The 23,840-nt window shown below is 69.2% G+C and carries 26 protein-coding genes and 1 pseudogene; 15 read left to right on the top strand and 12 right to left on the bottom strand.

Annotated elements, in window-relative coordinates; genetic code table 11:
• Positions 1–77: 77 nt before the first annotated feature.
• Positions 78–611 carry an NADPH-dependent FMN reductase gene (locus AC07NG_RS09255; protein ID WP_494593492.1) on the bottom strand — a complete coding sequence of 178 codons (534 nt, stop codon included), beginning with the start codon at positions 609–611 and terminating at the stop codon, positions 78–80.
• A 61-nt stretch (positions 612–672) separates the two neighbouring features.
• Positions 673–1,341 carry a nucleotide-binding protein gene (locus tag AC07NG_RS09250; protein WP_487288369.1) on the bottom strand — a complete coding sequence of 223 codons (669 nt, stop codon included), beginning with the start codon at positions 1,339–1,341 and terminating at the stop codon, positions 673–675.
• 216 nt (positions 1,342–1,557) lie between these two features.
• On the opposite strand from AC07NG_RS09250, the gene AC07NG_RS09245 reads away from it, so the two are divergent.
• Both AC07NG_RS09245 and AC07NG_RS09240 read left to right on the top strand, forming a co-directional pair.
• Positions 1,558–2,271 (top strand): TVP38/TMEM64 family protein, encoded by a 714-nt coding sequence (locus AC07NG_RS09245; protein ID WP_487288431.1) that lies wholly within the window; start codon positions 1,558–1,560, stop codon positions 2,269–2,271.
• Positions 2,272–2,518: 247 nt separating this feature from the next.
• Entirely contained in the window at positions 2,519–4,105 is a 1,587-nt protein-coding gene (locus tag AC07NG_RS09240; protein ID WP_487288368.1) for a 2-isopropylmalate synthase, read from the top strand.
• A 48-nt stretch (positions 4,106–4,153) separates the two neighbouring features.
• Here the strand turns inward: AC07NG_RS09240 and AC07NG_RS09235 are convergent, their stop codons facing one another.
• Complete coding sequence (locus AC07NG_RS09235) at positions 4,154–4,627, bottom strand: hypothetical protein (protein ID WP_110119945.1); 474 nt, start codon at positions 4,625–4,627, stop codon at positions 4,154–4,156.
• Positions 4,628–4,752: 125 nt separating this feature from the next.
• Here AC07NG_RS09235 and AC07NG_RS09230 point away from each other — a divergent pair, with 125 nt between their 5' ends.
• The 8 genes from AC07NG_RS09230 to AC07NG_RS09195 all read left to right on the top strand — a co-directional run bounded on the left by AC07NG_RS09230 (position 4,753) and on the right by AC07NG_RS09195 (position 13,433).
• Positions 4,753–5,337, top strand: a complete 585-nt coding sequence (locus AC07NG_RS09230; protein ID WP_110119946.1) for an O-methyltransferase — start codon at positions 4,753–4,755, stop codon at positions 5,335–5,337.
• The gene (locus AC07NG_RS09225) at positions 5,334–6,212 is read left to right on the top strand and encodes a DMT family transporter (RefSeq protein WP_494593489.1); all 879 of its coding nucleotides are present in this window, start codon (positions 5,334–5,336) and stop codon (positions 6,210–6,212) included. The genes AC07NG_RS09230 and AC07NG_RS09225 overlap by 4 nt, the downstream gene beginning before the upstream one ends.
• A gap of 361 nt (positions 6,213–6,573) precedes the next feature.
• A complete protein-coding gene (locus AC07NG_RS09220) occupies positions 6,574–7,617 on the top strand; it encodes a rod shape-determining protein (protein WP_056761599.1) in 1,044 nt (347 codons plus the stop codon).
• A gap of 48 nt (positions 7,618–7,665) precedes the next feature.
• Positions 7,666–8,772 carry a rod shape-determining protein MreC gene (mreC, locus tag AC07NG_RS09215; RefSeq protein ID WP_494593487.1) on the top strand — a complete coding sequence of 369 codons (1,107 nt, stop codon included), beginning with the start codon at positions 7,666–7,668 and terminating at the stop codon, positions 8,770–8,772.
• The gene (locus tag AC07NG_RS09210) at positions 8,769–9,278 is read left to right on the top strand and encodes a hypothetical protein (RefSeq protein WP_110119961.1); all 510 of its coding nucleotides are present in this window, start codon (positions 8,769–8,771) and stop codon (positions 9,276–9,278) included. Before mreC ends, AC07NG_RS09210 begins: the two co-directional genes overlap by 4 nt.
• Positions 9,279–9,282: 4 nt before the next feature.
• Positions 9,283–11,322 (top strand): penicillin-binding protein 2, encoded by a 2,040-nt coding sequence (gene mrdA / locus AC07NG_RS09205; protein ID WP_487288364.1) that lies wholly within the window; start codon positions 9,283–9,285, stop codon positions 11,320–11,322.
• The gene (gene rodA / locus AC07NG_RS09200; protein WP_110119952.1) at positions 11,319–12,476 is read left to right on the top strand and encodes a rod shape-determining protein RodA; all 1,158 of its coding nucleotides are present in this window, start codon (positions 11,319–11,321) and stop codon (positions 12,474–12,476) included. The genes mrdA and rodA overlap by 4 nt, the downstream gene beginning before the upstream one ends.
• Positions 12,477–12,557: 81 nt before the next feature.
• Complete coding sequence (locus AC07NG_RS09195; protein ID WP_494593484.1) at positions 12,558–13,433, top strand: hypothetical protein; 876 nt, start codon at positions 12,558–12,560, stop codon at positions 13,431–13,433.
• Positions 13,434–13,460: 27 nt separating this feature from the next.
• Here the strand turns inward: AC07NG_RS09195 and AC07NG_RS09190 are convergent, their stop codons facing one another.
• The 3 genes from AC07NG_RS09190 to AC07NG_RS09180 all read right to left on the bottom strand — a co-directional run bounded on the left by AC07NG_RS09190 (position 13,461) and on the right by AC07NG_RS09180 (position 15,051).
• Positions 13,461–13,760 carry a winged helix-turn-helix domain-containing protein gene (locus AC07NG_RS09190; RefSeq protein ID WP_487288361.1) on the bottom strand — a complete coding sequence of 100 codons (300 nt, stop codon included), beginning with the start codon at positions 13,758–13,760 and terminating at the stop codon, positions 13,461–13,463.
• Positions 13,761–13,762: 2 nt separating this feature from the next.
• Positions 13,763–14,338, bottom strand: a complete 576-nt coding sequence (locus AC07NG_RS09185; protein ID WP_492855954.1) for a hypothetical protein — start codon at positions 14,336–14,338, stop codon at positions 13,763–13,765.
• Between the two features lie 86 nt (positions 14,339–14,424).
• On the bottom strand, positions 14,425–15,051 hold the full coding sequence (locus AC07NG_RS09180) for a LysE/ArgO family amino acid transporter (protein ID WP_494593481.1): 627 nt from the start codon (positions 15,049–15,051) through the stop codon (positions 14,425–14,427).
• A gap of 68 nt (positions 15,052–15,119) precedes the next feature.
• Between AC07NG_RS09180 and AC07NG_RS09175 the strand changes: the two genes are divergently transcribed.
• Complete coding sequence (locus AC07NG_RS09175; RefSeq protein ID WP_494593479.1) at positions 15,120–16,016, top strand: LysR family transcriptional regulator ArgP; 897 nt, start codon at positions 15,120–15,122, stop codon at positions 16,014–16,016.
• On the opposite strand, the gene AC07NG_RS09170 is transcribed toward AC07NG_RS09175, so the two are convergent.
• Together AC07NG_RS09170 and AC07NG_RS09165 are read right to left on the bottom strand one after the other, a co-directional pair.
• Positions 16,013–17,269, bottom strand: coding sequence for a DNA polymerase IV (locus tag AC07NG_RS09170; RefSeq protein WP_494593477.1), 1,257 nt, complete (start codon positions 17,267–17,269; stop codon positions 16,013–16,015). The two genes, AC07NG_RS09175 and AC07NG_RS09170, sit on opposite strands and share 4 nt — an antisense overlap.
• Positions 17,266–17,922, bottom strand: a complete 657-nt coding sequence (locus AC07NG_RS09165) for a hypothetical protein (protein ID WP_494593475.1) — start codon at positions 17,920–17,922, stop codon at positions 17,266–17,268. Before AC07NG_RS09165 ends, AC07NG_RS09170 begins: the two co-directional genes overlap by 4 nt.
• Positions 17,923–18,044: 122 nt before the next feature.
• Here AC07NG_RS09165 and divK point away from each other — a divergent pair, with 122 nt between their 5' ends.
• Both divK and AC07NG_RS09155 read left to right on the top strand, forming a co-directional pair.
• Positions 18,045–18,413, top strand: coding sequence for a cell-cycle response regulator DivK (divK, locus tag AC07NG_RS09160; protein ID WP_487288354.1), 369 nt, complete (start codon positions 18,045–18,047; stop codon positions 18,411–18,413).
• 6 nt (positions 18,414–18,419) lie between these two features.
• The gene (locus AC07NG_RS09155) at positions 18,420–19,787 is read left to right on the top strand and encodes a PleD family two-component system response regulator (protein ID WP_487288353.1); all 1,368 of its coding nucleotides are present in this window, start codon (positions 18,420–18,422) and stop codon (positions 19,785–19,787) included.
• Between the two features lie 28 nt (positions 19,788–19,815).
• Here the strand turns inward: AC07NG_RS09155 and AC07NG_RS09150 are convergent, their stop codons facing one another.
• The 3 genes from AC07NG_RS09150 to AC07NG_RS09140 form a co-directional block, all read right to left on the bottom strand.
• The gene (locus tag AC07NG_RS09150) at positions 19,816–20,577 is read right to left on the bottom strand and encodes a glutaminyl-peptide cyclotransferase (RefSeq protein WP_494593473.1); all 762 of its coding nucleotides are present in this window, start codon (positions 20,575–20,577) and stop codon (positions 19,816–19,818) included.
• 138 nt (positions 20,578–20,715) lie between these two features.
• On the bottom strand, positions 20,716–20,883 hold the full coding sequence (gene rpmG / locus AC07NG_RS09145; RefSeq protein ID WP_004620056.1) for a 50S ribosomal protein L33: 168 nt from the start codon (positions 20,881–20,883) through the stop codon (positions 20,716–20,718).
• Positions 20,884–20,964: 81 nt separating this feature from the next.
• Positions 20,965–21,435, bottom strand: a complete 471-nt coding sequence (locus AC07NG_RS09140) for a DUF6265 family protein (protein ID WP_494593470.1) — start codon at positions 21,433–21,435, stop codon at positions 20,965–20,967.
• An 8-nt stretch (positions 21,436–21,443) separates the two neighbouring features.
• Between AC07NG_RS09140 and AC07NG_RS09135 the strand changes: the two are divergent.
• A pseudogene (locus tag AC07NG_RS09135) lies at positions 21,444–21,533 on the top strand (hypothetical protein); the annotation flags it as partial.
• 2 nt (positions 21,534–21,535) lie between these two features.
• On the opposite strand, the gene AC07NG_RS09130 reads toward AC07NG_RS09135, so the two are convergent.
• Entirely contained in the window at positions 21,536–22,270 is a 735-nt protein-coding gene (locus AC07NG_RS09130; protein WP_494593468.1) for an NUDIX hydrolase, read from the bottom strand.
• Positions 22,271–22,391: 121 nt separating this feature from the next.
• On the opposite strand from AC07NG_RS09130, the gene AC07NG_RS09125 reads away from it, so the two are divergent.
• The gene (locus tag AC07NG_RS09125) at positions 22,392–23,690 is read left to right on the top strand and encodes an amidohydrolase (protein ID WP_494593466.1); all 1,299 of its coding nucleotides are present in this window, start codon (positions 22,392–22,394) and stop codon (positions 23,688–23,690) included.
• Positions 23,691–23,840: the final 150 nt, after the last annotated feature.

Below are 23,840 nucleotides of genomic sequence, written 5' to 3'. Positions count from 1 at the left end.
CCCTCTGCTCGGCATAGGCCGGCGCTACCCCCTCCGGCCCTCTGGGCCACCTCCCCCAGAGGGGGAGGATCTTGAGCTCAGCCCTTCACCGCCTCCACGAACCCCGCCAAGTGCCTCCGCAGACCCTCGATCGTGCGCTCGTCCGTCAGCACGCCGTCGAGGATCTTCACATGGGCCTGGCCGACCAGCACGTCGCCCTGCGGCTCGGTGCGGGCGCCGGCGCGGCGGAGGCTAAGGCGCAGGGCGTCCTGGGCGCGGACGGTTCCGGTGATCCCGGGCGAGGCCCCGAACAGGCAGCACAGCTTGCCGGCTAGCGGCGCGGACTTGCCGCGCGAGGCCCAGTCGATGGCGTTCTTCAGCACGCCGGTGATTCCGCCATTGTATTCGGGGCAGGCGATGACCAGGCCGTCGGCGGCGCGGACCGCCTCCTTCCAGGCGACGACGGCGGGCGGATCGCCTTCGTCCTCAAGGTCCTGGTCGAAGAACGGCAGGTCGCGCAGCGAGAACGGCGTGATCGTCACGCCCTCCGGCGCCAGGTTCTGGGCCGCGCGCAGCAGGGCGGTGTTGAGCGAGGCGGCCCGCAGGCTGCCCGAGACGCCGAGAAGGTTCATGCGCGACTCCGAGGAAAAGGGAGGCGCGACCATGCCCGTCGCCGTCGGGCGGGGGCAAGCCTCAGCCGGCGCGAACGGCGGCGAGGTCCGCTTCGGTCAGGTGAAGCTGGGCGGCGACCTGGCTCCACAGGCGGCCGATCTCCTGGGCCGCGGCGCCGGCCGGCTCCCATTCCAGCACCGAGCGGCCGTGGGCGATCGACTGCTGGAAGGCCGTGCGCGAGCGTAGGCCGACGACGGCCAGCGGCAGGCCGCAGAAGCGCAGGGCCTCGGCCGCCTTGACAACGCTGGACGGCTCGACGCCGCCGCGCTTGGCCGGGGCCTGGTTCAGCACGATCAGGCCGCTCTTGCCCAGGCGGCGCACGGCCTCGGCCGAGCGGGCGACGGCGGCGATGTCGAGGAAGGTCGGGCGGCAGACCAGCAGGCACAGGTCGGCGACATTGACGGCGGTGACGACGTCGGCGTCGGGCGCGGCGGGCGTGTCGACCACCATCAGGTCGAAGGCCTCGTGCTCGGCGTGGAAGCGGGCCTGGTGCAGCTTGCCGGCGCTGCTTTCCAGCAGCACGGGACCGTCGGCGGCGCGGCCGCGCAGCACGTCGGACGCCGAGCGCTGCGGATCGATGTCGGCCAGGATCGTCCGGCGGCCGGCCAGATGAGCGGCGAGCGCCAGGTTGACGGAAAGAGTGGTCTTGCCCGCGCCTCCCTTGCGCGAGATGACGGCCAAGGTCTTCACGTTCGTTTCCTCACTGCGCCCGCGTCCCCCTGCAGGCCTGTGGATAACTAGCGTTGGTATACGACGTTATCGCAACGTCAAAGTCGCCACGCGGGAATCCGGCCCCTCGGCGCCCGCCGCCGGGGCGAACTTTTCCCGTCGATGCACAGCGGCCACGCTTTTGACGCCATCGGGGCGCTTGACCCGGCGCCGACCATGCGCGAGGCAGGACCCGTGATCATCCGCCGTCTCATAGACTTCTTCACCAACATGGACGCCCGCGCCTGGCGCGCGGTGGCCGTCTCCTTCGTGCTGTTCGGCGGGGTGGGGATCGTCTTCCTGTTCGGCGCCCAGCTTCTGGGCCTCAACGGCGAGACCACGGTCGAGCAGTGGCTGACCGCCGCGCACGGCCCCTGGGCGCTGCCGGCGGCCGTCGGGGCCTTCGCGGCCCTGGCCTTCGTGGGCGTGCCGCAGTTCGTGCTGATCGCCGCGGCGGTGGTCGCCTTCGGCCCGTGGACGGGCCTGGCCTACAGCTGGATCGGCACCCTGGTCTCGTCGCTGGTCGGTTTCTGGGTCGGCCGGGCGTTCGGCGGCAAGATGCTGGCCAGCCTGCCCAGCGACGGCGTGCACAAGTTCATGAAGCTGATCGGCAAGAACGGCTTCCTGGCCAGCCTGATCGTGCGCCTGGTGCCGTCCGCGCCGTTCATCGTCGTCAACATGGCCGCCGGCGTCACGCCGATGAAGGTGCGCGACTTCACGGCCGGCACCGCGATCGGGATCATCCCCAAGATCGCCCTGACCGCCTTCGCCGGGAACACCATCGTCCAGGCCATGCGGGGCGGCGGGATCCAGCACATCGTGATGCTGGTCATCGCGGCCGCGATCTGGATCGGAGCGGGTTGGGTCGCCCGCAATTGGCTGAAAGCCAAGGAAGAACAAACCGACGCTTAATTCCGAGTGGGGCATTTCTTGCCCCTAGCGCGGCGAAATGCCCGTCTTGCGAGCAAACGGCTTGCTGGATTTGGCGTGGTTCGCTAAACAATCCGTCATGTGCCGCGAACGCGACAATCTCCTTCTCCTTGCGCTGGGGCTTAGCCGCCCCTGGGCGTCCGTCTAGCCGCGCGTACGAATCGTCGCGGCCGGTCGCTCAGGGGATGAACCGCCCTTCAGCCCTCCGGACCTCGCGAAAGACAACTCCATGACCGCCCCGATCACCGCCGCCGTCGATTCCAAGAAAGAGTCCGGCCGCGACAACGTCGTCATCTTCGACACCACCATGCGCGACGGCGAGCAGTCGCCCGGCGCCTCGATGTCGCTGGAAGAAAAGCTGGAACTGGCCAAGATCCTCGAGGAGATGGGGGTCGACATCATCGAGGCCGGCTTCCCGATCGCCTCGAACGGCGACTTCCAGTCGGTCAACGAGATCGCCAAGATCGTCAAGAACTCGACCATCGCCGGCCTGTGCCGCGCCCACCAGGTCGACATCGACCGCTGCGCCGAGGCCCTGCGCCCGACCCAGCGCGGCCGCATCCACGTGGTGATCGCCACCTCCGACCTGCACATGAAGCACAAGCTGCAGATGGAGCCGGACGCCGTCATCGACGTGATCGCCCGCTCGGTGACCCACGCCCGCAACCTGCGCGACGACGTCGAGTGGTCGGCCGAGGACGCCACCCGCAGCGACCGCCAGTTCCTGCGCCGCGCCATCGAGACCGCCATCAAGGCCGGCGCCACGACGATCAACCTGCCCGACACGGTGGGCTACACCTATCCGTCGGAATACGCTGACCTGTTCAACTGGATGGTCAACAACGTCGAGGGCGCCGACAAGGTGATCTTCTCGACCCACTGCCACAACGACCTGGGCCTGGCCGTGGCCAACAGCCTGGCCGGCGTGCAGGGCGGCGCCCGTCAGATCGAGTGCGCCATCAACGGCCTGGGCGAGCGGGCCGGCAACGCGGCGCTGGAAGAAGTGGTGATGGCCCTGAAGGTGCGCGGCGACAAGCTGCCCTACGACACCCGCATCGACACCACCCACATCACCCGCGCCAGCCGCTACGTATCGGCCATCACCGGCTTCCCGGTGCAGTACAACAAGGCCATCGTCGGCAAGAACGCCTTCGCGCACGAGAGCGGCATCCACCAGGACGGCATGCTCAAGAACCGCGAGACCTACGAGATCATGACGCCGGAATCGGTGGGCCAGGCCCCGTCGAGCCTGGTCATGGGTAAGCACTCGGGCAGCCACGCCTTCCGCGCCAAGCTGAAGGACCTGGGCTACGAGCTGGGCCAGAACGCCCTGAAGGAGGCCTTCGGCCGCTTCAAGGACCTGGCCGACCGCAAGAAGCACGTCTACGACGACGACATCATCGCCCTGGTCGACGACGCCCTGGCGCGTGGCTCGGAGAAGATCCGCGTCTCTCACCTGCGCGTGGTGGCCGGCACCGAAGGCCAGTCGGCCGAGCTGACCCTGGACGTCGACGGCCAGCCCAAGAGCGCCGAGGCCTCGGGCGACGGTCCGGTGGACGCCGTGTTCAACGCCATCCAGAAGATCGTGCCGCACAGCGCCGCCCTGCGCCTGTTCCAGGTGCACGCGGTCACCGAGGGCACCGACGCCCAGGCCCAGGTCTCGGTGCGTCTGGAAGAGGACGGCCGCATCGCCACCGGCGCGGCCGCCGACACCGACACCCTCACGGCCTCGGCCAAGGCGTACGTCAACGCCCTCAACAACCTCTTCGCCCGCAAGGAGAAGAGCGCGCCGGCGGCCATCGCCAGCGGGTTCTGAGGCTCTAGAGCCTCACTTGTTCCTGTAGCTGACGGGGCAGGGCGGCTTTTAAGCCGCCTTGCGCCAGCCCCAGCGTCGCGTCGCCAGGATCTCGGCGGCGAGGTGCGCCTGCGGCTGCACGTCCAGGCCCAGCTGGGCCAGGCCCTCGCACAGCGACAGGCGTTCCTCCGCGTCCACCACGGCGCTCACGTCGATCACCATCACCCCGCCCGGGCGCAGCAGGCCCAGGGTGGAGGCCGCGGTCGCGCGCATGTCGTCGGCCGTGGGGCAGCCCACGACCAGCAGCACGTCGTTGCGCTCGTCGGCGGCCGAGCAGGTGGCCCGGCGGGCGATCTCGACGCGCTGGTAGCCACGCCGCCACAGCTGGCCCATGGCCTCGGCCGCGTCGGGTCCGGTGACGGCGACGAAGCACAGCGGGGTGGACTGGGCGAGCTCGAGCATCCGGTCGAGCGTCGGATCGATCCCCTCGGTCGGGACGCCCAGCAGGAACTGTGCGGCTTGACGAAGCGGGTGGGCAGACATGGTGAACACCTTGTTAGGGAACGCAGCTTAAGTGCGCCAACCCCACTGTTCTGCCGCCGCGCCGCGTCAGGGCGCTATTCGTAAACCCGCCGCCGGCGTAAGGGCGGCATAAAGGAGCCGAACCCATGAGCTCGACCCTGGAAGGCAGCGTCGCCTCGCCGCCGCGTTGGCACGAAATCGCCATGCGCACCATCGAGGCCGGTTTCGACATGTCGTCCGAGGCGCGCATCGGCGAAATGCTTCGCATGCTCGCCGTGGGCCGCAAGGCGCTGCTGGAGATGGGCACGGGCACGGGCCTGGCGACCGCCTGGCTGCTGGACGGCATGGACGAGGACGCCCGCCTGGCCACCGTCGACAACGATCCCGAGGTCCAGGCCGTGGCGCGCGACGTGCTGGGCGAGGACCCGCGCGTCGACTTCGTCACCGAGGACGGCGCGGCCTATCTGGCGGGCCAGAACGACGGCGGCTTCGACCTGATCTTCGCCGACGCCGTTCCCGGCAAGTACGAGAGCCTGGACGACGCCCTGCGCCTGCTGCAGGTCGGCGGCATCTACGTGGTCGACGACATGTCGCCCCAGCCGAACTGGCCCGAAGGCCACCAGGCGCGGGTCGACGACCTGGTGCTGCGCCTGGCCAGCGATCCGCGCCTGGCTATCGTCGGCATGGACTGGGCCTCGGGCGTTCTGGTGGCGGCGAAGAGAGCGGCATGATCTGGATCCCCATCACCATCGGCGCGGCGGCCCTCCAGGTCGCCCGCAACGCGGCGCAGCGTTCGGTGATGGGCGGGGCCGGCCCCTGGGGCGCGACCCTCGTGAGGTTCCTGTTCGGCCTGCCGTTCGCGATCGTCTTCGCCGCGATCGCGTTCCTGGTCACCAAGGATCCGCAGGCGCATCTGACGACGCGCTTCTGGCTGGGCGCCTTCGCCGGCGCCGGCCTGCAGATGGCGGCGACCGCGGCGCTGCTGGTCGCCATGCAGCGCTCGTCCTTCGCTCTCGGCACGGCCATGCAGCAGAGCGGCCTGCCGTTCGCCCTGGTCTGGGGCGCGCTGCTGTTCGGCGACCACATCAGCGGCCTGCAATGGGCCGGCGGCCTGGTGGCCACGGCGGGTCTCGCCGCCCTGTCCTGGCCGCGCGGGCCGGTGACCATGAAGCGTGGCGCGGCCCTGGCCGGTCTGGGCGCGGGGGCGATGTTCTCGCTCAGCGCCAACTGCTTCCGCCAGGCCTCGCTGACCTTCGATCCCGCGCACCTGGCCTATTCGGCCTTCGTGACGGTGATGGTGGTGCAGGCCATCCAGTCGGTGGCCCTGACGGCGATCCTGATGGTCCGCAATCCCGACGCCGTGGTCGCCGTGCTGGCGGCCTGGCGCAAGTCGCTGGGCGCCGGTTTCTGCGGCGCGGCCGCTTCGGGCCTGTGGTTCACGGCCATGGCGCTATCGCCGGTGGGGCCGGTGAGGGCGGTCGGCGTGGTCGAAATTCCCTTGGCCGCATTGGCCGGACGCCGGTTGTTCGCCGAGCGTTTGAGCGCCTTCCAGATCGCCGCGGGCGTGGTTACCGCCCTCGGAGTCATCATGGCGGCGCTCGGCTAGTTTTCGCCACGTTTATGCGTTCCCCCTGCCGCTTCGCTCACGAGTTTGAAACAGGTGAGAAGGCTTGGCGAATAGACCTTGAAATCAACGCTTTCGCGGTGCAAACGGGCGGCGTCTCCCACACTCTTCCGGTGGTTGGACGACGGCGCGGCCCGGCGGCTGCGCTCCCGTCGCCGCAGGAAGGCGCAGGGCAGGGCAAGGCGATGATCCGCGTACGCGGGGAATCATGTTGTCCTCTCCTCGATTTGCAGTAGGAGCCTTTTTCTCGTCTGCTCCGTCCTCGCGGCGGAAAAGGCTCCTCGCCCACGGTTTCCGTGGTTTTTGACGTCTCGCCCCTTCTACCCCTCAGTCAGGGTTTTCGATGTTCTCTTCCCTCTTCGGCGTCATCTCGAACGACATCGCCATCGACCTGGGCACGGCCAACACCCTGATCTACCAGAAGGGCAAGGGCATCGTGCTGAACGAGCCGTCGGTGGTTGCGCTGCGCAACGTCGGCGGCCGCAAGATCGTGCACGCCGTCGGTATAGAGGCCAAGCAGATGCTGGGCCGCACGCCGGGCCACATGGAAGCCATCCGCCCGATGCGTGACGGGGTCATCGCCGACTTCGAAGTCGCCGAAGAGATGATCAAGTACTTCATCCGCAAGGTTCACAACCGCAAGGGCTTCGTGAACCCGAAGGTGATCGTGTGCGTGCCGTCGGGCGCCACCGCCGTCGAGCGCCGCGCCATCAACGACAGCTGCCTGAACGCCGGCGCCCGCCGCGTCGGCCTGATCGACGAGCCGATGGCCGCCGCCATCGGCGCCGGCCTGCCGATCCACGAGCCGACCGGCTCGATGGTCGTCGACATCGGCGGCGGCACCACCGAGGTGGCCGTTCTGTCGCTGTCGGGCATCGTCTATTCGCGTTCGGTCCGCGTCGGCGGCGACAAGATGGACGAGGCGATCATCAGCTACATGCGTCGCCACCATAACCTGCTGATCGGCGAAACGACCGCCGAGCGCATCAAGAAGGAAATCGGCACCGCCCGCGCGCCGGCCGACGGCGAAGGCCTGTCGATCGACGTCAAGGGCCGCGACCTGATGCAGGGCGTGCCGCGCGAAGTCCGCATCAGCGAAAAGCAGGCCGCCGACGCCCTGGCCGAACCGGTCGGGCAGATCGTCGAAGCCGTGAAGGTGGCCCTGGAAGCCACCCCGCCGGAACTGGCCTCGGACATCGCCGACAAGGGCATCATGCTGACCGGCGGCGGCGCGCTGCTGCGCGGCCTGGACGCCGAGATCCGCGACCATACCGGCCTGCCGGTGACCGTGGCCGACGACCCGCTGTCGTGCGTCGCCCTCGGCTGCGGCAAGGTGCTCGAGCATCCCAAGTGGATGAAGGGCGTCCTCGAGTCGACCCTGGCCTAAGCGTAGTACAATCCGTATCGGCGCCGGGGGGCGCCAGGAGAACAGTTCGTGCCCTTTCGTGAAGGTCCGCTCGGCGACCTGAAAGTGCCGCTCACCTGGACCGCGGCCGTGGCGCTCATCGTCGCGGTCGTGATCGCGGTGGCCTTCCTCCTGGCCGACCGGCGCGAGACCCTGCAGCTGCAGGCCTACGGCGTCACCCGCCAGACGGTCGACACGGTGGCCAAGCCGGTCAGCGGCGTCATCGCCGCGCCCGGCCGCTGGACCGGCGTCGGCGTCGGCGCCGTGCGCAACTACTTCTTCGCCGGCGCCGAGAACGCCCGCCTGAAGGCTGAGCTTCAGGAGATGCGGGCCTATCGCGACAAGTACCTGGCCCTCGTCGACGAGAACGACCGCTACAAGTCGCTGCTGGGCCTGAAGACCGATCCGCCGATCCCGATGGTCGCCGCCCGCGTGGTCGCCGACAGCCGCGGCCCCTTCGCCAACACCCGCCTGGCCGACGCCGGCAAGGAGAAGGGCGTCGTCGTCGGCAATCCGGTGATGAACGAGCGCGGCCTGGTCGGCCGCGTGGTCGGCGTCGCGCCCGGCGTCAGCCGCGTGCTGCTGCTGACCGACATCGCCTCGCGCACGCCGGTGATGATCGACCGCACCAACGCCCGCGCCATCCTGACCGGCGACGGCGGCCCCAATCCCAAGCTCGACTACCTGCGCGGGGCCGATCCGATCCAGCCGGGCGACCGCGTCGTCACCTCGGGCGACGGCGGCGTCGTGCCGCGCGGCCTGCCGGTGGGCGCGGCCGTCAAGGGCCTGGACGGCCGCTGGCGGGTGGTGCTGTTCGCCGACAGCACCTCGATCGACTACATCCGCATCCTGCTGTTCAAGGACTTCGCCCAGCTCGCCGATCAGCAGGCCCTGGCCGCCAAGGTGCTGCCGCCGGTGATCACCGAGAACCCCGAAGAGTCGATGCTCGGTCCGGTGAAGCCCGCCGCGCCGGCTCCGGCCGTCGGGACCGCCGCTCCTGCGACGACCACGGCTCCGAAGCCCGCCGCGCCCAAGCCCGCTACGGCTGGAACCACGACGCCGGCCAAGCCGCCAGCCGCCAGGCCTCCGGCCGCCGCGACGACGCCTCCGGCCGCTCCGGCCAGGACGCCGCAATGACCGGCGCCCGGCCCCTCAATCCGGGGCGCTGGCTGGGCGTCCCCATGCTGTTCGTGATCCTGGCGACGCTGGCCTTCGCCGCGCCGATCCGCATGTGGGGCCTGCAGATGCCCGAGCCGGTGTTCGCCATGGTTCCGGCCTTCGCCTGGGCGGTGATCCGGCCCTCGATCCTGGCGCCGTTCGCCCTGCTGGTGCTGGGCCTGTTCCTCGACACCTTCTGGGGTGGGCCGACCGGCCTGTGGGGCCTGTCGCTGCTCGTCGCCTACGCCTCGGTGCTGGCGGCGCGCAACATGCTGACCGGCCAGAGCCGTCCGATGATGTGGGCCTGGTACGCCGGAGCCTGCGCCGTCTCGATGAGCGCCGGCTTCCTGTTCACGATGATGGACAGCCTGGCCATGCCCAGCCTGGTGGCGGTGTTCTGGCAGTTCCTGGTCACGGCGCTGCTGTTCCCCTTCGCGCACCGGCTGATCGATCGCTTCGAAGACGCCGACGTCCGGTTCCGGTGAGGCGATGAGCGAACCGTCGATCTTCTTCTTCGAGGTCAACGAACGGCAGGGGGTCTTCCACCGCCGGGCCTTCCTGCTGGGCGGCTTCGCGGGCCTGGGCCTGCTGACCCTGACCGGGCGCCTGGCCCAGCTGCAGCTGGTCGAAGCCCAGCGCTACCAGAAGCTTTCGGCCGGCAACCAGTTCAACTACCGCCTGGTGCCGCCGCCGCGCGGCCTGATCCTCGACCGCAACGGTGTGGCCCTGGCCTCCAACCGCCCCAACTTCCGCCTGATGGTGATCAAGGAGAAGGGCATGGACGTCGAGGCGACCCTCGACGACCTGGCCACCCTGGTGCCGATCGACGGCACGCGCCGCGCCCGCCTGCTCAAGGAAGTCAATAACGCCCCGCGCAAGGCGCCGGTCGTTGTGATGGAGGACATGAGCTGGGAGGAGTTCTCCCGGATCAACATCCGCACCCCCGAACTGCCCAACATCAGCGCCGACATGGGCGAGGTGCGGGTCTATCCGTTCGGCGGCGCCTTCGCCCACGTCATCGGCTATGTGGCCAAGGTGTCGGACAAGGACGTCGAGGCGGCCCGGACGGACCTGACCCAGGACCAGGAACTGCTGCACAATCCCGGCTTCCGCATCGGTCGCCAGGGCGTGGAGAAGGCCTTCGACATTGCCCTGCGCGGCAGGGCGGGGGCCATCAAGGCCGAGGTCGATGCGCAAGGCCGCGTGGTCAGCCTCGACCCGGCCGGCGACATCCCGGCCACGCCGGGCAAGGAAGTACGCCTCACCCTCGACGCCGACATCCAGAACCGCGCCCTCGAGGTGATGGGCGAGGAGAGCGGCGCCATCGTGGTGATGGACGTGCGCAACGGCGACCTGCTGGCCATGGTCTCGGCCCCCAGCTTCGACGCCAACCGGTTCGTGAAGGGCCTGTCCGGGGCCGAGTACAAGGCGCTGTCGGAGTACGAGCGCAAGCCGCTGCTCGACAAGGCCATGACTGGCACCTATCCGCCGGGCTCGACCTTCAAGCCGACGGTGGGCCTGGCCGCGCTGACGGCCGGGATCGATCCCGAGGTCCGGATCAACTGCCCGGGCAGCTGGTACTACGGCGGCCGCACCTGGCGCTGCTGGCAGAAGGGCGGCCACGGCGCCCAGAACATGCACGACGCCATCAAGAACTCGTGCGACATCTACTTCTACCAGACGGCCCTGAAGATCGGCCCGGACGCCATCGCCACCGCCGCGCGCGGCATGGGCTTTGGCCAGGTGTTCGACATCGGCATCCCCGGCCAGAAGAAGGGCATCGTCCCTGACCGCGAGTGGAAGAAGCGGGCCTTCAAGCGCAATCCGGCCAACCAGATCTGGTTTCCGGGCGAGACCCCCAGCTACGGGATCGGGCAGGGGGCTCTGAACGTCAACGCGCTGCAGCTGGCGACGATGACCGCGCGCCTGGCCAACGGCAAGAAGGCCCTGGTGCCGCGCCTGGTGAAGTCGGTGGGCGGCGAGGAGCAGCCCAGCGGCGCCGACGTGCCCGACCTGCCGTTCTCCAAGGAGCACCTCGACTACGTGCGCGGCGGCATGGCCGCCGTGGCCAACGACGTGCGCGGCACGGCCTACAAGCAGAGCCAGCTGGGCCTGGGCGACGTGCAGATGGCCGGCAAGACCGGCACCGCGCAGGTCCGCAGCTACGACAAGGTCAAGAGCCGCAACAGCGCCTCGGTGCAGTGGAAGCTCAAGGACCACAACCTGTTCGTGGCCTTCGCGCCCTATGACGATCCGCGCTACGCCGTGGCGGTGCTGGTCGAGCACGGCGGCCTGGGCGGCGCCACCGCCGGCGCGCCGCGCGCCCGCGAGGTGATGCGCGTGGCCCTGCTGAAGGATCCGGAGATCCGCGCCCGCATCGAAAGGCCGATGCCGCTGCCGGAGGCTCCCGTCGAAACCGTCGACGGCGTGGTCGAGGGCGCGGCCCCCGACGAGCCCGAACTGGGCGCGCCGTCGCCGCCGGAGGCGACCCCGCCCACCGGCCAGCCGCCTCAGGGAGGCCACATATGACCCTCAGCGGCGGCCTCTCCCGGCCCGGCGAACGCGACCGGCCGATCATCAAGTTCATGGAGATCGACTGGACCTTCTGCCTGCTCCTGTGCCTGATCGCGGGCTCCGGGGCGCTGATGCTGTTCTCGATCGCCGGGGCCTCGTGGGAGCCCTGGGCCGACAAGCACCTGCTGCGTTTCGGCCTCTACTTCGTGATGATGATCGTGCTGGCGATGATCGACCTGCGGGTCTGGTTCTCGCTGGCCTATCCCGTCTACATCATCGGCCTGCTGCTGCTGGTGGCGGTGGAGGCGATCGGCGACGTGTCGCTGGGCGCCCAGCGCTGGCTGTCGATCGGCGGCTTCCGCTTCCAGCCGTCCGAGATCATGAAGCTGGGCGTGGTGCTGGCCCTGGCCCGCTACTATCACGGCCTGTCGGCTGACAGCGCCCGGTTCTCGTGGCGGCTGCTGGTCCCGGCGGCGATGATCGGCGCGCCGGTGCTGCTGGTGGCCCACCAGCCCGACCTCGGCACGGCCATGCTGATCGCCCTGACGGGCCTGGCCATCGTCATCCTCGCGGGCCTGTCCTGGCGGGTGATCGCCACCGGCGTCATCGGCGCCTTGGTGGCCATCCCGCCGTTCGTGCTGTTCGTGCTGCACGACTACCAGCGCAAGCGGGTGCTGACCTTCCTCAACCCCGAGGCCGACCAGTCGGGTTCGGGCTACCACATCTACCAGTCCAAGATCGCCCTGGGTTCGGGCGGCCTGCTGGGCAAGGGCTTCGGCCTGGGCTCGCAGAGCCAGCTGAACTTCCTGCCGGAAAAGCAGACCGACTTCATCTTCGCCACCCTGGCCGAGGAGTTCGGCTTCATCGGCTGCCTGTGGGTGCTGGCGCTCTATGGCGTGGTGATCTTCATGGCCCTGCGCATCGCCTCGATCAGCCACAGCCACTTCGGACGCCTGGCCGCCTCGGGCGTGACGGCGACCTTCGCCCTCTACGTGTTGATCAACGGGGCAATGGTCATGGGCCTGGCGCCGGTGGTGGGCGTGCCCATGCCGATGCTGTCCTACGGTGGCACCGTGATGATGACGGTGATGATCGGCTTCGGCCTCGTCCAGGCCGTGCGCGTGCACCGCTACACCGAAGTCACCAGCGGCAAGGGCTCGCTGATGTAGGAGGCGGCCCGCGTCGCTTTCCTGTTTACGCGCGTCAATTGAAATGCGACGCTCTCCCATCATGCGAGTTGGGAGGCTGAATTGAAGCTCTGGTTGATCGGCGCTGCTCTGGCTGCGGTTTGCGTCACGGGCGCCGCCGAGGCGGGAATCCCCACGCCCATCAAGATGCAGTGCGCCGTGGGCGGCGAGAGCTTCACCCACATCGGCACGGCCTCCTACAGCACCTGGGGCCGACGGCCGGACGGCAAGCCCTACGGCAGCTGGGAGTTTCCGATGCCGCTCCCGGTGTGCCCGGGCAACGGCCTGGTCATGTACCGCGACTTCTCCAAGTCGGAGATCAAGCAACTGGAGACCCTGGTCGCCTCGGACGACTACAAGCGCCTGGTTCGCGCGGACACCAGCTACTATCGGGCCGCCTGGCTGGAGGCGGCCCTGAAAGGCGAGGGCGATCCGCTGTGGCTGTTGCTGCAGGCCAGTTGGCAGGCCGACCGTCAGCCGGAGCTCAAGGCCCGCTATCAACGTGAATTCGCCGAGCGGGCCGAGGCCGAGCCGGTCAAGTCCGAGGACCAGGGCTGGCTGGGCCTGCTGGGGCAGGCGGCCAACAGCCGGCGGGAACTGGGTCAGTTCGACGCCGCCAAGGCCGATCTCGCCCGGCTGGAGATCGACAAGCGGCTGGCCGCCCTGCCGGCCGCCCCGGCCGACGGCGCCCAGGAGTCCGCGGAGGTCGCCAACCGGCGCGGTCTGCTGGGCTTCCTTGTCCGGTTGCAGGCCGTGATCGACCGCGGGGACGCCTCGTCCGAGCCTATCGACATGATCCCGCCGATGGCGGCGGCCAACCAGTGTCTGGATCTTGAGGCCAAGGGCCAGAGTCACGAGGTCTGCAAGGCCGAGCGGGTCGCCAGGCAGATGGAGTTCATGCGCAAGGCTCGCGCCGAGCGGGGCGCGGCCGGCTCCTGACGGAGGGGCCGCGCCTAGGGGCGGGGATCAGTCCAGAACGCCCTCGACCAGTTCGCGCAGATAGGCGACGTGGCCGCGAAAGGCCTTGGATCCGGTCGGCGTCACCTTCACGCGGGTGCGGGGGCGCTTGCCGACGTGGTCCTTCAGGATCTCGACATAGCCGGCCTTTTCCAGGGCCGTCAGGTGGCTGCCGAGGTTGCCGTCTGTGGCCTCGGTGATGGTCTTCAGCCGCGAGAACTCCAGCGGCTCCCCCTGCCGTTCGGCATAGAGGGCGGCCATGATCTTCAGGCGCAGGGGTTGGTGGATCAGGTCGTCTGCTTGCGCCATGGTCAGGCCCTCGCCAGCCAGACGCCGCTGACGAACAGCGCCGCGCTGGCGCTGGCCATCCAGAAGGCCAGGTATTCCTTGAAGGCGTAGAAGCCGATCAGGGTCAGGGCGAACATCACCGCGCCGATCAGCAGGTAGCGGCGGGCCAGGAACACTCCGACCGCGGCGTAGATCGTACCGACCAGCAGGCCGGGGAAGGCGAGGTAGCCGGCCGGGTCGGTCGGTCTCAGCACCGAGAACACCGCCAGCACGAAGAGGATGACCACGCCCATGCCGCCCAGCATGCGCAGGCTGGTGACGTCGGCCCTGCCGCCCTTGCCGCCTACGCCCGCCTGGCCCTTGAGGCGCTGGGCCAGGAGCAGGCTGCCGATGGCGCCGATCGCGTCCAGCCCGAACCAGGTCCAGCTCCAGAACGCGGGCGGCAGCAGGCCCATGTTCAGATAGCCCAGGGCCCAGATCACGCTCCACAGCATCAGGATCGGCCCGCCGATGCGATAGCCCTTGAGCATGCCGCTGCGGCGGGTGGTCGTGTCTATCTCGGCCAGCGCGGCGGCGGCCTCGTCCTTGGTCAGCACCATCACATCCTCCATGGGGGCGCATGGCCCTCTGTGGTGCAGAGTGATGCTGATCAATTACTCTGTCAAGCAGAGTTCTCTGAAGGTGATCAGGCGGCGGCCGCGCCGACCAGGAGACTGGCCGCCAGGGCCAGCATCACCACGCCGATGCAGAGATCGAGCACGCGCCAGGCCGCGGGCCGGGCGAACAGCGGCGTCAGGAAGCGGGCGCCGAAGCCCAGCCCCGAGAACCACGCCAGGCTGGCCAGGGCCGCGCCGGCCATGAACAGCGGCCGCTCGCCCGCCGGCAGGCTGGCCCCCACCGCGCCCATCAGCATGACGGTGTCGATGTAGACGTGCGGGTTCAGGAAGGTGAAGGCCGCCGTCCCGGCCAGGGCGGCGGTCAGCGTCAGGTCCGCCTGGTCGGCGACCACCAGGGCGGCCGGGCTGGCGGCGCGGCGCAGGGCGCTCACACCGTACCAGGCCAGGAACGCGGCCCCGCCCAGGCTGAGGATCAGCGACAGCGCGGGAACCAGGGCCAGCACCCGGCCAAGGCCGCTGACCCCGGCGACGATCAGGCTGGCGTCGGCCAGGGCGCAGAACAGCACGATCGGCAGCACGTGCTCGCGCTTCAGCCCCTGGCGCAGCACGAACATGTTCTGGGCCCCGATGGCGACGATCAGGCCGGCGGAGAGGGCGAAGCCCTTGATGAAGGCGGGGAAAAGAGCGCTGGTCATGGCGGCTTGATGCCGGCCGGCGTCGCTGTAGTCTAACTAAGGATGCTAAATCGAATTCAGGCTGGCTAATGTTGGACTATGCGTCCCTGGCCGCCCTGGCGGCGGTGGCCCGCGAGGGCGCCTTCGACAAGGCCGCGGCGGCGCTGGGCGTCACGCCGTCGGCGGTCTCGCAACGGGTGAAGGGGCTGGAGGAGCGCCTGGGCGCGGTGCTGCTGACGCGCGGCCAGCCCTGCCGGCCGACCGCCGTCGGCGCCAGGCTGTGCGCCCATGTCGAGCAGGTGCGCCTGCTGGAAAGCGACCTCGTCGCCGACCTGCCGCGCCTGGCGGCTCCCGACGCCGGCCCGGCCGTGCTGCGGATCGCCGTCAACGCCGACAGCGTCAGCACCTGGTTCCCTCAGGCCGCCGCCCGGTTCGCGGCGCAGACCGGGGCCATGCTCGATCTGGTCATGGACGACGAGGCCCATACCGCCGAGCGGCTTCGCGACGGCCAGGTGCTGGCGGCCGTCACCGCCGATCCCGCGCCGGTCCAGGGCTGCCGCACCTATCCGCTGGGCGCGATCGACTATGTCGCCACCGCCAGCCCCGACTTCGTCGCTCGGTTCTTCGCGAGCGGGGTGAACGGCGAGAGCCTGGGCGCGGCCCCGATGCTGCGCTTCGACCGCCGCGACGGCCTGCAAACCCGCTGGGCGCAGGAGGCGCTGGGCGTGAAGCCCGCCGGCCCCGTCCACTTCACCCCGGCCACCCAAGGCATGCTGGACATGAACCTGGCCGGCCTCGGCTGGGCGATGACGCCGCGCGTTCTTGCCAAGCCGCATCTGGAGGCCGGACGCCTGGTGGAGCTGCCGCCCAAGCGGTCCATCGCCGTCGCGCTGTACTGGCAGCGCACGCGGCTTTCGGCGCGGCTGCTCGACCAACTGACCCTGGCGGTGCGGACGACGGCGGGGGAGGCGTTGGCGGGCGCCTAGCGGTTCTTAAGCGCCCGGCCGGTGACGACGGCGCCCAGGCCGAACTTGCCGCGAAGGGCGTCGATGGCGGTCTCGCTCTTCAGGGCCCGGCGCTCGTCGCCGGCGAAGAAGTCGTCGGCCGCCCCGGCGGCGGGGACGAACTCGGTCAGGCCCGCCCCGATCAGGCGATAGGACCGTCCCGCCGGCTCGGCCGCCAACAGTTCGCGCGCCACCTGGAACAGGGTCTGGGCCGTCTGGGTGGGGACGGGCAGGGTGCGGCGGCGGGTGTGAATCTTGAAGTCGGGGGTGCGCAGTTTCAGCGTCGCCACCCGGCCGGCCACGTCCTCGCGGCGCGCCTGGCGGGCGACCTTCTCGCACAGGGGCCAGAGTTGGTCCTCCAGCTCCTCGCGGCGGAAGAGGTCGTCGTTGAAGGTGGTCTCGGCGCTGATCGTCTTGCGCACGCTGTCGGGATCGACGGCCCGGGCGTCCTCGCCGTGGGCCAGCCGGTGCAGCCGCAGCCCGCCCGCGCCCAGCTCCTTGGCCAGCATCTTGAGGTCCGCATTGGCGATGTCGCCGACCGTGCGCAGGCCCAGCCCGGCCAGGCTGGTCACGGTGGCCGGACCCACGCCGGGCAGGATCGACACCGGCTTGGACGCCAGGAACGCCACCGCCTCGGCCGCGCCGATCGCCGAGAAGCCGCGCGGCTTGTCCAGTTCCGAGGCGATCTTGGCCAGGAACTTGTTGGGCGCCAGGCCCACCGAGACCGTCAGGTTCTGCTCGGCCTCGATCTCCTTCTGCACCTTGGCCAGCATCACCGCCGGCGGCGCGCCGTGCAGGCGCTCGGTGCCGGACAGGTCGATCCAGGCCTCGTCCAGCGACAGCGGCTGGACCAGCGGCGTCAGGTTCGACAGCCGCGCCATGATCAGCGCGCTCTCGTGCTTGTACTTGGCGAAGTCGGGCTTCACCACGACGGCGTCGGGGCACAGCTGCAGCGCCTTGTACATCGGCATGGCCGAGCGCGCGCCGCTCATCCGGGCGATGTAGCAGGCCGTGGTCACGACCCCGCGCTTGCCGCCGCCGACGATCACCGGCTTGTCGCGCAGCGACGGATCGTCGCGCTTCTCCACCGAGGCGTAGAAGGCGTCGCAGTCGAGGTGGGCCATCGACAGCTGGCCGAGCTCCTCGTGGAAGACCGTGCGCGGCGAGCCGCACGACGGACAGCGCGGCGCCTTGCGCTCGCCGGTCCACAGGCAGTCTCTGCAGAGGGCTTTCATCGGCCTTCGAGCGCCAGCGCCTCGCGGATGGCGACCTTCAGGTCGGGCCACAGGTCGATGCGAACGTGACGGTCGGGCGCGCTGGGGGCCAGCGGGCGCAGGCGCTTGTCGGCGACCATCTGGAAGCGGCCGACGCTGGGCGCGCTGGCGGCCACCGATTCGAGCTGCGGCAGCAGGTCGTCGATGAACACCGCCGGGGCTTCCACCCGGCCGGCCAATTGCGCGGCCGAAGGACCCTTGGGGCCCGAATTGATCACCAGCGGATAGTCGAAGCCGTGCGTCTTCAGCCACTTGGCGCGAGTCTGGCGGCCGTGCTCGGGGGCGTTGGTCAGGATCACCACATTGGCGTCCAGCGACAGGTCGGCCAGGGCGTCGGCCGCGCCCTCGGCGGGCTCCAGGTCCTCGCCGCCGTCACGGAAGAAGTCGTCGAACAGGGCCCGGCCGGCGATCAGGTCCAGGTGTTCGGTCTCGCCGGGGCGATAAATGTTCTGGAACAGGGCGAAGCGATCGACGCGCAGCTCGAAGCCGTGTCGGCCGATGAACGCGCCGAAGCCGGCCATGAACTGGGCCAGCACCTCGTCGACATCCACGATGACGAGCGGACGGTGCGTATCGAGCGTGCAGGCCTTAAGGTCTAGGGAGCAGGGGTCCATGTTCTGCAATCGGGCGTTGGAAACGCGATTAGCGCGGGCTTAAGGATATTCGTGCGATCTGAGGATGAAGAAGCGGCGCGAATCCCTCACGTGTCGCCACGGACCGTATGGTCGGGGTCAGGATGACGAAGAAGGTCCTCATCGTCGAGGATAACGAGCTGAACATGAAGCTCTTTCATGATCTGCTCGAAGCCCAGGGCTATGAGACCCTGCAGACCCGTGAGGGCCTGCAGGCGTTGTCGATCGCCCGTGAGCACCGCCCCAATTTGATCCTCATGGACATCCAGTTGCCCGAGATTTCGGGCCTGGAAGTGACCAAGTGGCTCAAGGAGGACGACGATCTGTCACATATCCCAGTCGTCGCCGTTACGGCATTTGCGATGAAGGGCGACGAGGAGCGGATTCGCGAGGGCGGCTGCGAGGCTTACATCTCGAAGCCCATCTCGGTGACGCACTTCCTCGAAACCATTCGCCGACTGCTGGAGAGGTAACAGGCCGTGAGCGCGCGAATCCTCGTCGTCGACGACATCGAGGCCAATGTGCGCCTGCTCGAGGCCAAGCTTTCGGCCGAGTATTATCAGGTCTCCTGCGCCTATGACGGCCCGACCGCGCTTGTAAAGGCGGCCGAGGAACTGCCCGACATCATCCTGCTCGACGTGATGATGCCCGGCATGGACGGCTTCACCGTCTGCCGCAGGCTCAAGGAAGATCCCGCCACCCGCCACATCCCCGTGGTGCTGGTCACGGCCCTCGATGGCCGCGCCGACCGCATCCAGGGCCTGGAGGCCGGCGCCGCCGACTTTCTCACCAAGCCCATCGACGACGTCATGCTGTTCGCCCGCGTGCGCAGCTCGACCCGCCTGAAGATGGTCATCGACGAACTGCGCCAGCGCGAGGCCTCGGGCCGCCGCATCGGCGTGATCGCCGGCGCCGCCACCCGCCTCGACGGCATCGGCGGCCGCGTCCTGATCGTCGACGACAACGAACGCCAGGCCCAGCGCGTCGCCGCCGAGCTGGCGGTCGAGCACCGCCCGGTGGTCGAGACCGATCCGGCCAAGGCCGAGGTCAGCGCCAGCGGCCCCGTGGACCTGGTCATCGTCAACGCCGCCGCCCGCGGCTTCGACGGCCTGCGCTTCGCCGCCACCCTGCGCTCGAGCGAGCGCACCCGGCACCTGCCGATCCTGGCCGTGGTCGATCCCGACGACCGTCCGCGGATGGTCAAGGCGCTGGACCTGGGCGTCAACGACGTGCTGCCGCGCCCGATCGACCCGCAGGAGCTGGCCGCCCGCGCCCGCACCCAGGTGCGCCTCAAGCGCTACACCGATTATCTGCGCAACAATCTCGACCACTCGCTGGAACTGGCCGTCACCGATCCGCTGACCGGCCTGCACAACCGTCGCTACATGACCGGCCAGTTGTCGGCCCTGGTCAACCGCGCCACCATGGGCGGCGACCCGGTGTCGGCGCTGATGATCGACATCGACTACTTCAAGAAGATCAACGACGGCTTCGGCCACGACGTTGGCGACGAGGTGCTGCGCGAGTTCGCCCTGCGCCTGGCCTCGAACGTCCGCGCCATCGACCTGCCTTGCCGCTTCGGCGGCGAGGAGTTCACGGTGATCATGCCCGACACCCAGCTGGTCGACGCCGTGCGCATCGCCGAGCGCATCCGCATGCACGTGGCCGGCTCGCCGTTCCGCGTGGCCGGCGGCCAGGAACTGCTGACGGTGACCATCTCGGTCGGCGTCTCGGCCACCAGCGGCGCGGGCGACACCCCCGAAGCCCTGCTCAAGCGCGCCGACAGCGGCGTCTACGAGGCCAAGGCCTCGGGCCGCAACGCGGTGGTCGGCAAGGCGGCGGCCTAAATCCCTCTCTCCGAGAGGAGAAGCGGGCCTACTTCGCGATCTTGATCTCGTACAGCCACGGCCAGAACTTTCCGGTCACGAAGATCCGGTCGCCCTTGGCGTCGTAGGCGATGCCGTTGAGCACGTCGGCATGGGCGGCTTCCTGCGGCGTCAGCAGGCCCGACATGTCGAGGCGCCCGATCACGTTGCCGGTCTTGGGATCGATGCGGATGATCTGGTCGGTCTGCCAGAGATTGGCCCAGACCTCGCCCTTGATGAATTCCAGTTCGTTGATCTGGTCGACCGGCTGGCCGAACTCGGTGACCTTGATCCGGCCGGTTTCCTTCAGGGTCTCCGGATCCAGGAAGCGCAGCTCGCTCGTGCCGTCGCTCATGATGATGCGGCGATCGTCGCGGGTCAGGGCCCAGCCTTCGCCGGTGTAGGTGAAGGTCGACTTGACGGCGAAGGTCGCGCGGTCGCGCACGAAGCCGACGCCGTCCTTCCAGGTCAGCTGCACCAGCTTGTCGCCCCAGTCGACGATGCCCTCGCCGAAATACTTGGGGTCCATGTCCGCCTGCTGCTGCACCGCGCCGGTCTCCAGCGACACTCGGCGCACCCAGGAGCGGCCTTCCAGGCCCGTGCTCTCGTAGAGCTGGCCGTCACGGAAGAGCAGGCCCTCGGTGAAGGCCTGGCGGTCGTGCGGGTAGGTGCGGACGACCTCGTAGCCCTGGGTGTGCGGGACCGGCTCCGGCGCCGAGCAGGCGGGCACGGCGGCGAGGATCGAGAAGGCGAGGGCGAGGCGAGCGATCACGCGGGGGAATCCTATGCCAGGGCAGGCGCCCACTGCGTCACTAGCCGAGTTGAGCCGGAAAAACAAAAACCCCAAAAACAAAAACGCCCGACGTTGCCGCCGGGCGTTTTCGAAATTCGTCGGTGCGACGAGGCGATCTTACTTGATCTTGCCTTCGCGGAATTCGACGTGCTTGCGCACGACCGGGTCGTACTTCTTCAGCACCATCTTCTCGGTCTTGGTGCGGGCGTTCTTCTTGGTGACGTAGAAGAAGCCGGTGTCCGCCGTCGAGTTCAGGCGGATCTTGATCGAAGCCGGTTTGGCCATGGTCGAATCCCTGCGGTAATCGCGCAGGTCCCCGCGCGGTCGAAATGAGAGGCGCGGAACATACTCATGAACGGGGCAAAGTCAATTGCCGGCTGCGCATCGCTTGTAAGGGAAATCCACCGACCGCGCCTTGCCGTCGATTTCACCCTCGATCCGGCCCAGAAGCCCGTCCGGGCCTTGGCTGCGATAGATCACCCGCTGCGGAAAATCGTGGGCGAGGTTTTCGAACACCAGCTCGCCGGGGCCGGCGCTCTTCAGCGGAAAGGCGCCTTCGGCCTGGCCCGAGGGCAGGGCGACGAAGGTGAGTCGTCCATCGGCCTCCTGGATTCGGGTGAACTCCCAGCCGCGCGCCTTGCCGTCGCGCACCGTGCGGCTCATGCCCAGCATCATCCCGCCGCCGGGCGCCAGCCACTGCTCCTCGACGACGCCGTTGGGCAGCGTCTGCTTCCAGCAGCCGGCCAGGAAGGCGGCCTGGTCGATCGGGGCGGCAACGGTCTGCAGGGCGAGGAGGAGGGCGAGCATGGCGGCGGCTCCATAGGAAGTGCTGATCATGGCCCGCAATCCTCGTCCTTCGACAAGCTCAGGATGAGGATTTCTACTGCGACGCCGGAATTCGTCCTCACCCTGAGCCTGTCGAAGGGCGAGGACGCTCCTACAGCTCCGTCATCACCGCATTGCCGCGCAGAAAGCGCATGAACGGCGCCGGGCGGCCCGGGTCCTTCATCTGCTGGGCGGTCTCGCGCAGCACCATGCGGGTGATGCTGGGCAGATCAAGGTCGCGGGTCTCGTCGAAGCTGACCCAGGCGATCTCGTCCAGCTCGCCGCAGTCGGGCTGGCGCTCCAGGCTCAAGAGGGCGCTGGCCGGGGCCATGAAGAAGCGGGCGTCGAAGCGGCGCGGGCGATAGGGCGGGGTGATGGCCCGGGCCACGAAGCTCAGCGGCGCCAGGTCGGGCAGGGCGCCCTGGGCCAGGAACGGCCGCCAAGCGCCGGCCCCTGGCCGCGGCGGCGCGGCCTTGGCCAGCAGCAGGCCGGTCTCCTCGAAGGTTTCGCGCACCGCCGCCAGCGCCAGTGCGCGGGCCAGCCTGGCGGGGGAGGCGTGGCGGGGATGCTTGGCCAGGCGCTCGGCCACCTCCGCAGAAAGCTCGCTGGCCGAGGGCGCGTCGAAGTCGCCGCGATCGACCCGGCCGCCCGGAAACACCCACTTGCTGGCCATGAAGGCGTGGCCGCGATTGCGCCGGCCCATCAGCACGCGCGGCGCCGGGCCGTCGTCGCGCACCACGATCACGGTGGCGGCGTGGCGGGGGCGGATGACGCCGGAGCTAGGATCCAGCGCCTCGCCGTCATCCCTTGAGTCAAAGGTTGGGGAGTCGAATGCGGGCTCGGTCATGGATGAAGCTTAGTCTCCGTGACGCTTCTGCAAAGCCGTTCCTTAGGGAAAGCATGGCCGGCCTTGACCCGGCGGCGGGAACCGCCAAGCTCGCCCGCAAAGTCTTCTCTAGGAGTCGGGTATGGGCGTGCGCACGACGGTTTCGGTTCTGGCCCTGGCGATCATGGCGGCAAGCCCCGCTCTCGCGGCCCCCTCCAACGCCAAGGTCGAGGCCGCCGCGAAGGCGGTCCAGCCCCAGGTCGTGGCCTGGCGGCGCGACGTCCACGAGCATCCCGAACTGGGCAACCAGGAGGTCCGCACCGCCGCCTTGGTGGCCAAGGAGCTGAAGGCCCTGGGCCTGGAGGTCCGCGAGGGCGTCGGCAAGACCGGCGTGGTCGGGATCCTGAAGGGCGGCAAGCCCGGCAAGGTCGTCGCCCTGCGCGCCGACATGGACGCCCTGCCGGTGCTGGAAAAGACCGGCCTGCCGTTCGCCTCCAAGGCCACCGCCACCTGGGAAGGCAAGACCGTTCCCGTCATGCACGCCTGCGGCCACGACACCCACGTGGCCATGCTGCTGGGGGCGGCCACGGTGCTGGCCGGCATGAAGGCAGACATCGCCGGCACGGTCGTCTTCATCTTCCAGCCGGCCGAGGAAGGTCCCCAGGCCGGCGACGAGGGCGGCGCCAAGCTGATGATCGCCGACGGCGCGCTCGACAATCCCAAGGTCGACGCCATCTTCGGCGTCCATATCGGCCCCGGCGACGCCCATGCCCTGAACTATCGCCCCGAAGGCTTCTACGCCGGCGCCGATCGCCTCACCATCACGGTCAAGGGCAAGCAGACCCACGGCGCGCGCCCCTGGGCCGGCATCGACATGGCCAGCGTCTCGGCCGACATCATCCAGGCCTTGAACCAGATCGCCGCCCGTCAGATCGACGTTGGGTCCTCGCCCACGGTGCTGACCATCGCCACCATCAACATGGGCGTGCGCAACAACATCATCCCCGAGGACCTGGTGATGAGCGGCACCCTGCGCACCTTCACGCCCGAGCGTAAGGCCGAGGTGATCGCCAAGACCCAGAAGGCCGTGGCCGCCATCGGCGACCGCTATGGCGCCAAGGCCGAGGCGGTGTTCACCCAGCCCTATCCGGTCACCTGGAACGACGCGGCGCTGTCGAAGTGGGTCAAGGGTCCGCTGGAAAAGGCCTCGCCGGGCAAGGTCGACGACCAGGCCGCCCTGGTCACCGGCGCCGAGGACTTCTCCCTCTACGGCCAGAAGGTCCCGGCCGTGTTCGTCCAGCTCGGCGGTCGCAAGGCCGACTTCCCCGCCGCCGGCGCCCCGGCCAACCACTCGCCCTATTTCGACATCGACGAGGCGGTGCTGGAGACCGGCGTGAAGGCCGAGGTGTTCATGGCGCTGGATTACCTGGCGAGGAAGTAGCGCCTCCGGCGACCCCCTCAGTCGCTCCGCGACAGCTCCCCCAGAGGGGGAGCATCCTGGAGCCGGCGCTAATAGATCCTCCCCCTCTGGGGGAGGTGGCCCGGAGGGCCGGAGGGGGTTTTGCGGCGCCCCCTCGCATTTTTTGGGAAA

This window comes from Caulobacter sp. GW821-FHT10C03 (assembly GCF_059415485.1).
The sequence above is the reverse complement of the archived record's forward strand: the minus strand, read 5'-3'. Positions and strand labels throughout refer to the sequence as shown.

What these genes read in the sequence shown, in the direction of transcription:
- AC07NG_RS09235 (WP_110119945.1), bottom strand. Translation starts at nt 4,627, where the DNA reads ATGTCTGCCCACCCGCTTCGTCAAGCCGCACAGTTCCTGCTGGGCGTC.
- AC07NG_RS09240 (WP_487288368.1), top strand. Translation starts at nt 2,519, where the DNA reads ATGACCGCCCCGATCACCGCCGCCGTCGATTCCAAGAAAGAGTCCGGC.
- divK (WP_487288354.1), top strand. Translation starts at nt 18,045, where the DNA reads ATGACGAAGAAGGTCCTCATCGTCGAGGATAACGAGCTGAACATGAAG.
- AC07NG_RS09130 (WP_494593468.1), bottom strand. Translation starts at nt 22,270, where the DNA reads ATGACCGAGCCCGCATTCGACTCCCCAACCTTTGACTCAAGGGATGAC.
- AC07NG_RS09175 (WP_494593479.1), top strand. Translation starts at nt 15,120, where the DNA reads ATGTTGGACTATGCGTCCCTGGCCGCCCTGGCGGCGGTGGCCCGCGAG.
- AC07NG_RS09140 (WP_494593470.1), bottom strand. Translation starts at nt 21,435, where the DNA reads ATGATCAGCACTTCCTATGGAGCCGCCGCCATGCTCGCCCTCCTCCTC.
- AC07NG_RS09230 (WP_110119946.1), top strand. Translation starts at nt 4,753, where the DNA reads ATGAGCTCGACCCTGGAAGGCAGCGTCGCCTCGCCGCCGCGTTGGCAC.
- AC07NG_RS09125 (WP_494593466.1), top strand. Translation starts at nt 22,392, where the DNA reads ATGGGCGTGCGCACGACGGTTTCGGTTCTGGCCCTGGCGATCATGGCG.
- AC07NG_RS09170 (WP_494593477.1), bottom strand. Translation starts at nt 17,269, where the DNA reads ATGAAAGCCCTCTGCAGAGACTGCCTGTGGACCGGCGAGCGCAAGGCG.
- rpmG (WP_004620056.1), bottom strand. Translation starts at nt 20,883, where the DNA reads ATGGCCAAACCGGCTTCGATCAAGATCCGCCTGAACTCGACGGCGGAC.
- AC07NG_RS09190 (WP_487288361.1), bottom strand. Translation starts at nt 13,760, where the DNA reads ATGGCGCAAGCAGACGACCTGATCCACCAACCCCTGCGCCTGAAGATC.
- AC07NG_RS09185 (WP_492855954.1), bottom strand. Translation starts at nt 14,338, where the DNA reads ATGGTGCTGACCAAGGACGAGGCCGCCGCCGCGCTGGCCGAGATAGAC.
- AC07NG_RS09225 (WP_494593489.1), top strand. Translation starts at nt 5,334, where the DNA reads ATGATCTGGATCCCCATCACCATCGGCGCGGCGGCCCTCCAGGTCGCC.
- AC07NG_RS09210 (WP_110119961.1), top strand. Translation starts at nt 8,769, where the DNA reads ATGACCGGCGCCCGGCCCCTCAATCCGGGGCGCTGGCTGGGCGTCCCC.
- AC07NG_RS09165 (WP_494593475.1), bottom strand. Translation starts at nt 17,922, where the DNA reads ATGGACCCCTGCTCCCTAGACCTTAAGGCCTGCACGCTCGATACGCAC.
- AC07NG_RS09220 (WP_056761599.1), top strand. Translation starts at nt 6,574, where the DNA reads ATGTTCTCTTCCCTCTTCGGCGTCATCTCGAACGACATCGCCATCGAC.
- AC07NG_RS09255 (WP_494593492.1), bottom strand. Translation starts at nt 611, where the DNA reads ATGAACCTTCTCGGCGTCTCGGGCAGCCTGCGGGCCGCCTCGCTCAAC.
- mrdA (WP_487288364.1), top strand. Translation starts at nt 9,283, where the DNA reads ATGAGCGAACCGTCGATCTTCTTCTTCGAGGTCAACGAACGGCAGGGG.
- rodA (WP_110119952.1), top strand. Translation starts at nt 11,319, where the DNA reads ATGACCCTCAGCGGCGGCCTCTCCCGGCCCGGCGAACGCGACCGGCCG.
- AC07NG_RS09180 (WP_494593481.1), bottom strand. Translation starts at nt 15,051, where the DNA reads ATGACCAGCGCTCTTTTCCCCGCCTTCATCAAGGGCTTCGCCCTCTCC.